Origin of the sequence: Kitasatospora sp. NBC_01300 (genome assembly GCF_041435235.1) — a bacterium.
GTDB lineage: Bacteria > Actinomycetota > Actinomycetes > Streptomycetales > Streptomycetaceae > Kitasatospora.
In genome coordinates this window covers 5,643,574-5,655,000 of sequence record NZ_CP108408.1, presented here as the reverse complement: position 1 = coordinate 5,655,000, position 11,427 = coordinate 5,643,574, and the positions used below count along the sequence as shown (strand labels likewise).

11 protein-coding genes are annotated in these 11,427 nt (G+C 73.0%); 2 read left to right on the top strand and 9 right to left on the bottom strand.

Translation table 11 applies throughout. From position 1 onward, the window contains the following. Positions 1 to 453: 453 nt before the first annotated feature. The gene (gene tyrS / locus OG556_RS25120) at positions 454 to 1,725 is read right to left on the bottom strand and encodes a tyrosine--tRNA ligase (protein ID WP_063351463.1); all 1,272 of its coding nucleotides are present in this window, start codon (positions 1,723 to 1,725) and stop codon (positions 454 to 456) included. A gap of 313 nt (positions 1,726 to 2,038) precedes the next feature. On the opposite strand from tyrS, the gene OG556_RS25115 reads away from it, so the two are divergent. Beyond that, positions 2,039 to 2,581, top strand: a complete 543-nt coding sequence (locus tag OG556_RS25115) for an HNH endonuclease (RefSeq protein ID WP_063349641.1) — start codon at positions 2,039 to 2,041, stop codon at positions 2,579 to 2,581. Positions 2,582 to 2,606: 25 nt separating this feature from the next. Here the strand turns inward: OG556_RS25115 and OG556_RS25110 are convergent, their stop codons facing one another. The 6 genes from OG556_RS25110 to OG556_RS25085 form a co-directional block, all read right to left on the bottom strand. After that, the gene (locus OG556_RS25110) at positions 2,607 to 4,592 is read right to left on the bottom strand and encodes a PQQ-binding-like beta-propeller repeat protein (RefSeq protein ID WP_371519537.1); all 1,986 of its coding nucleotides are present in this window, start codon (positions 4,590 to 4,592) and stop codon (positions 2,607 to 2,609) included. A gap of 93 nt (positions 4,593 to 4,685) precedes the next feature. Further along, positions 4,686 to 4,991: a 4a-hydroxytetrahydrobiopterin dehydratase gene (locus OG556_RS25105; RefSeq protein WP_350887574.1), complete on the bottom strand. Its 306-nt coding sequence runs from the start codon at positions 4,989 to 4,991 to the stop codon at positions 4,686 to 4,688. Between the two features lie 175 nt (positions 4,992 to 5,166). After that, on the bottom strand, positions 5,167 to 5,925 hold the full coding sequence (locus OG556_RS25100) for a sulfite exporter TauE/SafE family protein (protein ID WP_371519533.1): 759 nt from the start codon (positions 5,923 to 5,925) through the stop codon (positions 5,167 to 5,169). Positions 5,926 to 6,100: 175 nt separating this feature from the next. Then, positions 6,101 to 7,150 (bottom strand): SPFH domain-containing protein, encoded by a 1,050-nt coding sequence (locus OG556_RS25095; RefSeq protein WP_363589446.1) that lies wholly within the window; start codon positions 7,148 to 7,150, stop codon positions 6,101 to 6,103. A 10-nt stretch (positions 7,151 to 7,160) separates the two neighbouring features. Beyond that, a complete protein-coding gene (locus OG556_RS25090) occupies positions 7,161 to 7,571 on the bottom strand; it encodes an NfeD family protein (protein WP_371522875.1) in 411 nt (136 codons plus the stop codon). 155 nt (positions 7,572 to 7,726) lie between these two features. Beyond that, positions 7,727 to 8,518 (bottom strand): ABC transporter ATP-binding protein, encoded by a 792-nt coding sequence (locus tag OG556_RS25085; RefSeq protein WP_063349636.1) that lies wholly within the window; start codon positions 8,516 to 8,518, stop codon positions 7,727 to 7,729. Positions 8,519 to 8,666: 148 nt separating this feature from the next. Here OG556_RS25085 and OG556_RS25080 point away from each other — a divergent pair, with 148 nt between their 5' ends. Then, positions 8,667 to 9,470, top strand: coding sequence for a hypothetical protein (locus OG556_RS25080; RefSeq protein WP_371519529.1), 804 nt, complete (start codon positions 8,667 to 8,669; stop codon positions 9,468 to 9,470). A gap of 86 nt (positions 9,471 to 9,556) precedes the next feature. Here OG556_RS25080 and OG556_RS25075 read toward each other — a convergent pair whose 3' ends face one another. Both OG556_RS25075 and OG556_RS25070 read right to left on the bottom strand, forming a co-directional pair. Continuing rightward, positions 9,557 to 10,234: a response regulator gene (locus OG556_RS25075; protein WP_371519526.1), complete on the bottom strand. Its 678-nt coding sequence runs from the start codon at positions 10,232 to 10,234 to the stop codon at positions 9,557 to 9,559. Then, on the bottom strand, positions 10,227 to 11,384 hold the full coding sequence (locus tag OG556_RS25070; protein WP_371522873.1) for a GAF domain-containing sensor histidine kinase: 1,158 nt from the start codon (positions 11,382 to 11,384) through the stop codon (positions 10,227 to 10,229). The genes OG556_RS25075 and OG556_RS25070 overlap by 8 nt, the downstream gene beginning before the upstream one ends. Positions 11,385 to 11,427 lie beyond the last annotated feature (43 nt).

Genomic DNA, 11,427 nt, shown 5'->3' with positions numbered 1-11,427 from the left:
CTGAGGCCGGGGATGTCAACATATCTGGCGTTGACTTTTGGCACGCTGTTGAGTTCTCAAGGAACGGACACTTCCTTCGGACCGCCTTCCAGCGGGCCCTCCGGGCGCTTCGTTCTTTCGTGTTTCCAGCTTACCAGATGTTTTCCGCTCCGTTTTCCGGAGTTTCATTCATCCGATTTCCCGAACTGGTCGGGCCGCTTTCCGCGACGGCCTCCACATTAGCGCATTTCGGTTGTTGCCCGAAATTCACACTCACCACGGTTGACGGGAACGCCAACAAACCCATGTGAATGGGTGTCGAGGTGGGGGTGGGTCCTGCAGAGTGGGGTGGCCGCATCAGCGACTCGTTCAACACTAGGCCACCCGGACGACATCGTCAAACACCGAGGGCGGGATCCGGCTGGATCCCGCCCTCGTATGTCGAAGCCGCAGCTCAGCGGCGTCGTGTTTCGGTCACGCCGTAGCCGGAACCAGCTCCGCCGCCGCCAGGTTGCGCTTGCCGCGGCGCAGCACGAGCCAGCGACCGTGCAGCAGATCGGCCTCGGCCGGCACCGCTTCCTCGTCCGTCACCTTGACGTTGTTGAGGTAGGCGCCGCCCTCCTTGACCGTGCGGCGGGCGGCCGAACGGCTCGGCGCCAGGCCGACGGCGACCAACAGGTCGACCACCGACTGGAGTTCGGCCACCTCGGCCTTCGGGACCTCGGCCAGGGCGGCGGCCAGGGTCGGCGCCTCCAGGTCGGCGAGGTCGCCCTGGCCGAACAGCGCCTTGGACGCGGCGACCGCGCGCTCGTACTGCTCGGCGCCGTGGACGAGGGTGGTGAGCTCCTCGGCGAGGGCTCGCTGGGCGAGGCGGGCGGCGGGGCGCTCGGTGGTCTCGCGCTCCAGTTCCTCGATCTCCTCCTTCGAGCGGAAGCTGAAGATCCGCAGGAAGTTGGGGACGTCCCGGTCGTCCGCGTTCAGCCAGAACTGGTAGAAGGCGTACGGGGTGGTCAGCTCGGGGTCGAGCCAGACCGTGCCGGACTCGGTCTTGCCGAACTTGGTGCCGTCGGCCTTGACGATCAGCGGCGTGGCCAGCGCGTGCACGGACTTGGCGTCGGCCTTGCGGATCAGGTCCGTGCCGGCGGTCAAGTTGCCCCACTGGTCGCTGCCACCGGTCTGCAGGGTGCAGCCGTAGCGGCGGTTCAGCTCCAGGTAGTCCATGCCCTGCAGGATCTGGTAGCTGAACTCGGTGTAGCTGATGCCCGCGTCGGAGTTGAGCCGTCGGGCGACGGCCTCCTTGGCGATCATGTTGTTGACGCGGAAGTACTTGCCCACGTCGCGCAGCAGGCTGATGGCCGACATCCCGGACGTCCAGTCCAGGTTGTTGACCATGCGCGCCGCGTAGGGGCCCTCGAAATCGAGGAAGCGCGAGATCTGGCCCCGCAGCCGCTCGACCCAGCCGGCCACGGTCTCGGGGTCGTTGAGGACACGCTCGGCGGTGGGCTTCGGGTCACCGATGAGGCCCGTGGCGCCGCCGACCAGGCCGAGCGGGAGGTTTCCCGCCTGCTGGATGCGGCGCATGGTGAGGATCTGCACGAGGTTGCCGAGGTGCAGGCTGGGGGCCGTCGGGTCGAAGCCGCAATAGAACGTGACCGGGCCGTCCGCGAACGCCTTGCGCAGTGCGTCCTCGTCGGTGGACAGGGCGATCAGCCCCCGCCACCGCAGCTCGTCGACGATGTCCGTCACGGTCACGCTTCTCCTTCGATCGGGCGCCCGCCCGGTGGCGGCCCGTTCTCTCGGACCCCGGGTCGGTACGACTCCAGCGTGGTAGAGCCTACGCGGTCGGGGCCAGCGGGTTTTCCCCGAGCGTCGTGCCGCACTCCTCCCCCGGCCGCTCCGGCGCCCGTCTCCCAGCCGCTCCGGCGCCTGCCCGATACCGGAAATTCCGTTGTTCGTCGGCTGTGGGCCCGTTCAGAGTGGTGTCACCGCCGTGCGGCGGCAGTGACGTGTGTGGAGACGGTCGTGCCGCCGTGGCACGCCCGGGAGAAGGGTGTGCCGAGTGCGCAACACGCTGGTTCTGAACGCGAGCTACGAGCCCCTGACGACGGTGTCGCTCCAGCGCGCCGTCGTCCTGGTGCTCCAGGACAAGGCGGTGGTGGAGCAGGCGCATCCGCTGCGCACGGTCCGGGGGACGGGCGTCAGCATCCCGGTGCCGCGGGTGATCAGGCTGCAGCGCTACGTGAGAGTGCCGTTCCGACAACAGGCGCCGTGGTCGCGGCGGGGTGTCCTGGCCCGGGACCAGCACCTGTGCGCGTACTGCGGGCGGCGGGCCACCACGGTGGACCACCTGCAGCCCAGGTCGCGCGGCGGGGAGGACAGCTGGTTGAACACCGTGGCCGCGTGCCCGGAGGACAACCAGCGCAAGGCGGACCGGACACCCGAACAGGCCGGGATGAGGCTGCTGCGTCGGCCGTTCGTGCCGACCCCGCAGGCCACCCTCATGCTGGCGCTCGGCCTGCGCGGCTCGGAGGCCCGGGAGCTGGCCGACTGGCTGCCGGCCGTGCCGGGCCAGCCCGCTCCGACAGCCGTCCCGGCCGCGTGAGCGCCGCCGCGAGCTGCGGCCCGGGCTAGCCCTTCGCCTGGTAACCCGCCGCCGTGCCGTAGTTGGCCGAGTGCTCGGGCATCACGACCACCCGCCCGCCGCCGATCAGCACCCGCCCGGAGACCAGCAGCGAACCGGTGCCCTGCGGGAAGTTGCCGCCGGTCGCCTCCTGGCCGCCGGCCAGCGGGAACCTGCTGAGGCGGGCGGGCTGGTCGCGGCGTTCGTCGGCGGCGAGCACCAGCGCGCCGCCGTCGACGCCGACCGCCCGGACGGTGCCCTTGGCGGCGGTCGGCGCCTTCCAGCGCTGCTTGCCGGTGTCGAGGTCGTAGCCGACCGCCGCGACCGGTCCGCCGCCGTTCGCCGGGACGAGCGTGGTGACCATCGTGCGGTTCTGGAAGAACACCTCGGGCGTGGCCGAGAACGTGCCGTGGCCGACGTCCAGCCGGCCGCCGTCGCCGACCACCGGGATCTCGGCGGCCGGGTCCCCGCCCGCGCCCCAGGAGAACACCCGGTCGTCCTCCGGCTTCTCGCCCGTGGTGAGGACGACGGACGGCTCGGCGGACAGCACGGTCACCGTCTTCGGCCGGTTGTTCAGGCCGCGCCACCAACTGACCTTGCCGTCCGCCGTGTTCAGTGCGACGGCCTGGTCGGCGGGAGTCGAGTCGGCGCAGGAGGAGGCGACCAGCACGGTCTTGTCGGTCACGCCGCCGGACAGGGTGCAGAACTTCCCCTGGCCGGTGTACTGCCAGACGTCCTTGCCGTCCGCGGACTCCCAGGCGATCGCCCGGTCGTCGCCGACCGCGATCACCTTGTCCTCGGTGACGCCGATCCGCGCGCCGTACGCGCCCTTGGCGTCCGAGACGGTCTTCGTCCACGCGGTCTTGCCGGTCTTGGTGTCCACGGCGGCGACCAGCGTGCACGGGCTCTTCGGGTCGGCCTGGGCCCGGAACAGCACCGCGCCCAGCCCCGCCTGGTTGACCCCCGCCGACAGCCCGCACGGGACGGCCCCGGCGGCCGGTGGCTCGACCGACCAGACGGGCTTGCCGGCCGCGAGGTCGTAGGCCCGCACGCCGGCGGCGTCGGCGCGGACCACCGCATCGGCCAGCAGCCAGCTGCCGACCAGCGTGTCGTCACCCGACGACCCGGACGCGGCGGGCTGGGCGGACCACACCTTGGTGTGCGCGACGGCGAAACCGGGCTCCCCGCCGCTGCTGGCGGCCGCGTTGCCGCCGCCCTCGGCCCCGACCATCAGGCCGGCCGCGACCAGCACGCCCAGCGCGGCCACCCCGGCGCCGGTGCGCACCAGCAGGGTCCGCCGGTTGGGCACGTGCTCGCCGGTGAGTACCGCCCCGGCGGCGGCGCGGGCCCTGGCCGAGAGCGAAGAGCCCGCCGTCGAGGAGCCTGCCTTCGGCGAGCCCGTCTTCGGGGAGCCCGTCTTCGGGGAGCCACCCTTCGGGGACCTGCCCCGACGGGCGGCAGCCCGCGACGGCGCGACGGGCGCGGCCTCGGGCGTCGTGTCCGGCTCGGGTTCCGGCTCCGTGGACGGCTCCACCGGAGCGGGCTCGGCATCCTCGATGTGCACGTACCCGTCGGCCGAGTACTCCGCCCCCACCGGGACGTACAGCCCCTCCCCCGCAGGCTGCTCCGGGACGGCGTACGGCGCGTACTGCTGCTGCCCGTGGTCGGGGTACGGCTGGTGCTGCTGGTACTGCTGGTACTGCCCCTCGGCGTAGCCACCCTGGACGTAGCCGCCCTCGGCGTACCCGGTCTGGGCGTAGCCGGTCTGCGCGTACTGAGGGTCCTGTCCGTACGGCGAGCCCTGCCCGTCCTGCTGCGGGTACGGCAGGCCCTGCCCGTACCCGCCCTGGCCGTAGCCAGCCGCCGTCTGCCAGTACTCCTGCTGCGGGTGGTCCTGCGGCTGCGGCTCCTGGTGCCCGCCGCCCGGCCAGGCCTGCTGGCCCTGCGGGTACCACGGCTGCTGCTGGGCGTCTCCGAAGGGCTCCTGCGCCATCCGTTCCCGTCCCTCCCGAGCCGCCTGCCGATGCGGCAGTCAGCATCTCACGCCCGTTCGAGCGCGCCGCCCCGGCCTCGGGGGTCGGGGAGGTCAGCCCGCGGACTCCGCGTTCAGCGCCTCGTCGATGCGGGCGGCCAGGGTGAAGTCCAGGCCGGTCAGCCCGCCCGCGCTGTGGGTGGAGAGGACGAAGCGCAGGGTGCGCCAGCGGATGTCGACGTCGGGATGGTGGTCGAGCGCCTCGGCCTGTTCGGCGACGGCGACGACCACCCGGATCGCCGCCGGGAAGTCGGGGGCGTCGGCCGCGCGGACGATGCTGTCGCCCTCCCTGGTCCACCGCGGCAGTGCGGCCAGGGCCGCCGTGATCTCGTCCTCGCTCAGCCGTGCCCTGCTGCTCATCGAAGCTCTTCCGTTCGTCGTCTCGTCGTCCGGTCAGGCGTGCACTGCGAGGAACATACCGAGCCGGGGCCCTCCGCACCGGACGACACAGCCGCTGACGGACAGCCCCCGACTGGCGGCAGCCCCTGGCAGGCGGCAGCCCCCGGCAGACGCCCCCCGACGGATGCTCGGCTCGTCAGCTCAGCAGCAGTTTGGTGACCGCGGCGAGGCCGACCACCACGATGATCCCGCGCAGCGCGGCCGGCGGCAGGCGGCGGCCGACCTTGGCGCCGAGCAGGCCGCCGACCAGCGAGCCCGCCGCGATCAGGCCGGCGGCCGCCCAGTTGACGGTGGCGGTGAACAGGAAGAACAGCGCGGCGACGCCGTTGACGACCATCGCCAGCGCGTTCTTCACGGCGTTGATCCGCTGCAGGTCCTCCTGGAGCAGGATGCCCATCAGCGCCAGCAGCAGGACGCCCTGCGCGGCGCCGAAGTAGCCGCCGTAGATGCCGGTGAGGAAGACGCCGACGAACAGCAGCAGGCCGCCGTCCGGGTCCCCGTCGGGGCGGCGGCGGGCGGCGACCGCCTTGGCGACCTTGGGCTGGATCACCACCAGGACGAGGGCGAGCAGGATCAGTACCGGGACGATCGCGTCGAAGGCGCCTTTCGGCAGTCTGATCAGCAGCAGCGCGCCGACCAGCCCGCCGAGCAGCGAGGCGGTGCCCAGGCGCAGCAGCCGGTGGCCCTGGCCGGCCAGCTCGCGGCGGTAGCCGATCACGCCGCTGAGCGAACCGGGCACCAGGCCGAAGGTGTTGGAGACGTTGGCGGTGACCGGTGGAATCCCGATGGCGAGCAGCACCGGGAACGTGATCAGCGTGCCGGAGCCGACGATCACGTTGATCATCCCGGCGCCGACGCCCGCCACCAGGACGGCGATGCCCTCCCAGAGCGTCATGGGTCACCTCTCCTCTCGGTCCTGTCCGGGGGGATCATGCCGGACGGCCCGCCGGTCGGACCAGGGCCGCCCACGATTCGGGACACGCGCCGCGACCGCCACGCACCACGACCGCCACACGCCGGGGGCCCGCCACCATGCGGTGGCGGGCCCCCGGGCCGGACGGTTCAGCCGGTCACTCCGGGTCGATCTTGCGGTACTCGCGGGCCGGGTCCACCCGGGGGCGGGCGGCACCCTTCTCGGTGTCCACCGGGCGCGGGCCGGCCGCCGGGTCGAGCGGCACCTGGGTGGCCGCGGGGGCCGCCTGCGGGACGCTCGGGGCGGCGACCGCGCCGCCGTTGACGCCGGGGTTGCCGGTCAGCCCGCCGAAGGCGCCGCCGAGGCCCTTGAGGGCGTCGCCGACCTCGCTGGGGATGATCCAGAGCTTGTTGGAGTCGCCCTTGGCCAGCTCGGGCAGGGTCTGGAGGTACTGGTAGGCGAGCAGCTTCTGGTCGGCGTCGCCGTCGTGGATGGCCTCGAAGACCGTCCGGATCGCGGCCGCCTCACCGTCGGCGCGCAGCACCGCGGCCTGCGCCTCACCCTCGGCCCGGAGCACGTCGGCCTGCTTCTCACCCTCGGCCTTGAGGATCTGGGCCTGCCGCTGGCCCTCGGCGGTGAGGATCGCGGCGCGCTTGTCACGGTCGGCTCGCATCTGCTTCTCCATCGAGTCCTGGATGGAGGTGGGCGGCTCGATCGCCTTCAGCTCGACGCGGTTGACCCGGATGCCCCACTTGCCGGTGGCCTCGTCCAGGACGCCGCGCAGACCGGCGTTGATGACCTCGCGCGAGGTCAGGGTGGATTCGAGGTCCATCGAGCCGATGATGTTGCGCAGCGTGGTGACGGTCAGCTGCTCGATGGCCTGGATGTAGCTGGCGACCTCGTAGGTGGCCGCGCGCGGGTCGGTGACCTGGTAGTAGATCACCGTGTCGATGTTGACCACCAGGTTGTCCTGGGTGATCACCGGCTGCGGCGGGAACGGCACGACCTGCTCGCGCAGGTCGATCCGGTTGCGGACCCGGTCGATGAACGGGACGACGATGTTCAGGCCTGCGTTGAGCGTCCGGGTGTAGCGGCCGAAGCGCTCCACGATCGCGGCGCTGGCCTGCGGGATGACCTGGATCGTCTTGATCAGCGCGATGAAGGCCACCACGACCAGGACGACCAAAACGATAAGGACGGGTTCCACGGACTCTCCCCTAGATGACCAGGGCGGTCGCGCCCTGGATTTCGACGACGTCGACCTGCTGCCCCGGTTGGTACACGCTGTCGGGGTGGAGCGCGCGGGCCGACCAGATCTCGCCGTTCAGCTTGATCCGTCCACCCTCCCCGTCGACGGTTTCCGCGACGACCGCGGTGGCGCCCTGGAGCGCCTCGATGCCCATCTTGATGTGCGGGCCCTGCCGCAGTTGCCGGTAGGCGATCGGGCGGACGAAGACCAGCAGCGAGACCGAGACCGTGATGAAGACCAGGGTCTGCCAGACCGCGTCTCCGCCCAGCCCGGCCACGCCGGCGGCCACCAGCGCACCGACCGCGAACATGGCGAACTCCGGCATCGCGGTCAGCACCAGCGGTATGCCGAGCCCGACGGCGGCCAGGAGCCACCAGATCCAGCTGTCCACGTGTCCATCCTAGGGAGCGAAGGGCCTTCGAGGCGGACAGTTCCCGCAGGTCGAGGGGCGGAAACCGGTCGCGCGTGCGACCGGTCCCCGGAAACCCGACGACATCGGAGCGTGCGAGGTGCGTGCGAGGCGCGGACGGGGGCTCAGCCCAGCGGCAGGCCCTGCGCGGACCAGCGGTCCCCGTGGCGCTCCAGGGTGAGCGGCAGGCCGAAGCACTTGGAGAGGTTGCGGGCGGTCAGCTCGGTGTCGATCGGACCGGCGGTGAGCACCTTGCCCTGGCGGATCATCAGGACGTGGGTGAAGCCCGGCGCGATCTCCTCGACGTGGTGGGTGACCATCGCCATGGCCGGGGCGAACTCGTCCTGGGCGAGCGCGCCGAGCCGGCGGACGAGGTCCTCGCGGCCGCCGAGGTCCAGGCCGGCCGCGGGCTCGTCGAGCAGCAGCAGCTCGGGGTCGGTCATCAGGGCGCGGGCGATCAGGGTGCGCTTGCGCTCGCCCTCGGAGAGGGTGCCGAACTTGCGGCCGGTGAGGTTGGACATGCCCATCCGGTCGAGCAGCGCGAGCGCGCGGGACTCGTCGAACTGCTCGTAGGTCTCCTGCCAGCTGACCGTCATGCCGTAGGCGGCGGTCAGCACGGTCTGCAGCACCGTCTGCTCGGCCGGCAGCTTGTCGAACATGGCGGCGCCGGCCAGGCCGATCCGGGAGCGCAGCTCGAAGACGTCGACCTCGCCCAGCTTCTCGCCCAGCACCGACACCTTGCCCGCGGTCGGGAACAGGTAGGTGGCGGCGATCTGCAGCAGGGTGGTCTTCCCGGCGCCGTTGGGGCCCAGGATGACCCAGCGCTCCCCCTCGGAGATGGACCACGAGACCTGGTCGACCAGCGCGCGTCCCTCCCGGACCACGGATACGTCCACCAGCTCCAGCACGTCGCTCATGCCTACGCCTTCCCCAATACAAGAATTTCGGCCGTCGGTGCGGGCGGCGAGCCTACTCCGGCAGCCGGTGGGCACGGGGTGGGTGCGCCGCACACGCATGGGCAAACCTACGCCACGCGGATGACCGCCGATTCCGTAGGCTGGCCGGATGCTCGCGACTCCTCCCGACAATCCGTACGAAGAACCCCGTTCGGGGCGGCTGACCGCGTGGGGCAACGCCCTGCTGGCCGGTCTGGTGCCGCCGGACAACGCCGCCGCGGCCGTGCTGGGCGACGACGAGAGCCACCGGGTGACCGGGCTGCCCGGGGACGGACCGGACGAACGGCACGGCCTCACCTGGGCGCTGGGGCGGCTCCGGATGCTCGGGGTGAAGGGCCTGCGGCTGGCTCTGCCGTCCGCCGGGCACCCGCTGGGGCTGACCGGTCCGGCGCCGTTCAACGCGCGGGCGATGGGCGTCGGCGAGGCGGTGCTGGCGGTGGGAGTCCCGCTCGGACTGGTGCCGGAGGTGGAGGTGTTCGGCCCGGCCGGGGACCGTTCGGCGACGGTGCTGTGGCGCTGCCTTGAGACCAACGACACACCGCCGGCCGACGTCCCGTCGCTGCACGAGGCCGAACGGGAGCTGGCCGACGGGCTGCGCGAGGCGACGCTCCTGCTGACCCGGCTGGACGTGGCGGGCGCCGGGCCGGAGGCGCTGCGGGCGCTGGAGGCGTACCGCCGGCGCGGGCACGCCGAACTGCTGGCGCCCGGGTACCCGCCGCGCGCGGTGCGGGTGCTGGAGTCGGCCCGGCAGGTGTCGGCGCTGCTGGCGATCGCCGCGGGCGGGCACGGCGCGGCGGTCAACGCCTCCGAGATGGCGGCGCGGCAGGCGGTGCTGGCGCCGCTGCGGCGCACCGCCCGGCGGGCGCAGGTGGCGGCGTACAACGCGCTGGTCGACGAGCGCGAGGACCGCTGAGCACGAGGACCGCTCAGCACGAGGACCGCTCAGCACGAGAGCCGCTCAGCAGCCGGACAGCTGGGCAGCCGGGCGCCCGCGGCCCGCTAGGACGGGCCGCCGGCCCGCGCCTCGCCGTTGCGGACGGCCCACAGGGCCGCCTGGGTGCGGTCCGCCAGGTCCAGCTTCATCAGGATGTTGGAGACGTGGGTCTTCACCGTCTTCTCCGACAGGTGCAGGCTGCGGGCGATCTCCCGGTTGGAGCGGCCGTCGGCGATGTGGCCGAGGACCTCGCGCTCGCGCTCGGTGAGGGTGCCGCCGCGGCCCTGCGGGGCGCGGGGGCCGTCGTCGGCGAGCAGCGCCTCGGCCAGTTCGGGCTGGAGCAGGACGTGGCCGGCGTGCACCGAGCGGATCGCGCCGGCCAGCGCCTCCGGGTCGACGTCCTTGTAGACGTACCCGGCGGCGCCGGCCCGCAGCGCGGGGACCATCGTGCGGTGCTCGGTGAAGCTGGTGACGATCAGGATCCGGGCCCGGCTGCCCTCGCCCTTGAGCGTGCGCAGCGCCTCGATGCCGTCGACGCCGGGCATCTTGAGGTCCATCAGGACGACGTCGGGGTCGAGTTCGCGGGCGCGCTCGACGCCCTCGGCCCCGTCGGCGGCCTCCCCGACCACCTCGATGTCGTCCTGGACCTCCAGGAACGTGCGCAGCCCGCGGCGGACCACCTGGTGGTCGTCGACCAGCAGGACGCGGATCGACGGCGTGCCGTGAGGCGGGTTGTCAGGCACCGGGGACCTCCATCTCGACGAGCGTCCCCCGGCCGGGGGCGGACTCCAGGGTGAGCGTGCCGCCGACGGCGGCCGCGCGGTCGCGCATCGAGGCCAGGCCGAGGTGGCGCCCGGCCCGGCGGACGGACTCGGGGTCGAAGCCGTGCCCGTCGTCGCGCACCCGCAGCACGGCGCCGCGCGCGGGCGTGCCGGCCAGGGTGACGGTGACGCGGCCGGCACCGGAGTGGCGCAGCGCGTTGTGCAGCGCCTCCTGGGCGACCCGCAGCAGCGCGGCCTCCTGCGCCGGCGGCAGGGCGCGGACGCCGTCGGCGGCGAAGGCGACGTCCGCGGTGTGGGCCCGGTCGAGGACCTGCACCTGGGAGGCGAGGGTGGCGCTCAGCCCGTCCTCCTCCAGGGCGGCGGGGCGCAGTTCGACGACGACGGCGCGCAGTTCGTCGGCGGCCTCGGCGGCGAGCCGGGCGACCTCGGCGAGTTCGGCGCGGGCCCGGGCCGGATCGCGGTCGACGAGCGTGGCGGCGGCCTTGGCGGTGAGCCGCAGCGAGAAGAGCTTCTGCGCGACGGCGTCGTGCAGGTCGTGGGCGATGCGGGCGCGTTCGCCGGCCAGGGTGAGTTCGCGGCTGCGCTCGTACAGGCGGGCGTTGGAGAGGGCCAGGGCGGCGTGCGCGGCGAGTATCCGCAGCAGCTCCTCGTCGTGGTCGGTGAACAGGCCGCCGCCGCGCTTGTTGGCGAGGAAGATGACGCCGATGACCTGCGGTTCGTCCTCGGCGGCCTCGGCGTCCAGGATGGGCATGCCGAGGAAGGCGTCCATCTCGGGGTGGGCGGCCGGCCAGCCGCCGAAGGCCGGGGCCCTGCGGACGTCGGCGAGCCGGGTGGGGCCGGTCTCGTGCAGCATCTTGGCGAGGACGCCGTGCTGGCGGGGCAGCGGGCCGATCGCCCGCCACTGCTCGTCGGTGACGCCGTCGACGACGAACTGGGCGAAGCCGCCGTGGTCGTCGGGCACGCCCAGGGCCGCGTACTCGGCGCCGAGCAGGTCGCGGGCGGAGGCGGTGATGCGGCGCAGCACCTCGCGGACCTCCAGGTGCCGGCTCATCGCGAGCAGCGCCTGGCTGACCGCCTCGATGCCGGCCAGGCAGGGGTCGCAACCGGGCATGGGGCGGGCCGGGCCGCGCAGGTCGAGGTGCGGACCGGCCGGG

What these genes read in the sequence shown, in the direction of transcription:
- OG556_RS25110 (WP_371519537.1), bottom strand. Translation starts at nt 4,592, where the DNA reads ATGGCGCAGGAGCCCTTCGGAGACGCCCAGCAGCAGCCGTGGTACCCG.
- OG556_RS25105 (WP_350887574.1), bottom strand. Translation starts at nt 4,991, where the DNA reads ATGAGCAGCAGGGCACGGCTGAGCGAGGACGAGATCACGGCGGCCCTG.
- OG556_RS25100 (WP_371519533.1), bottom strand. Translation starts at nt 5,925, where the DNA reads ATGACGCTCTGGGAGGGCATCGCCGTCCTGGTGGCGGGCGTCGGCGCC.
- OG556_RS25085 (WP_063349636.1), bottom strand. Translation starts at nt 8,518, where the DNA reads ATGAGCGACGTGCTGGAGCTGGTGGACGTATCCGTGGTCCGGGAGGGA.
- OG556_RS25080 (WP_371519529.1), top strand. Translation starts at nt 8,667, where the DNA reads ATGCTCGCGACTCCTCCCGACAATCCGTACGAAGAACCCCGTTCGGGG.
- OG556_RS25070 (WP_371522873.1), bottom strand. Translation starts at nt 11,384, where the DNA reads ATGCCCGGTTGCGACCCCTGCCTGGCCGGCATCGAGGCGGTCAGCCAG.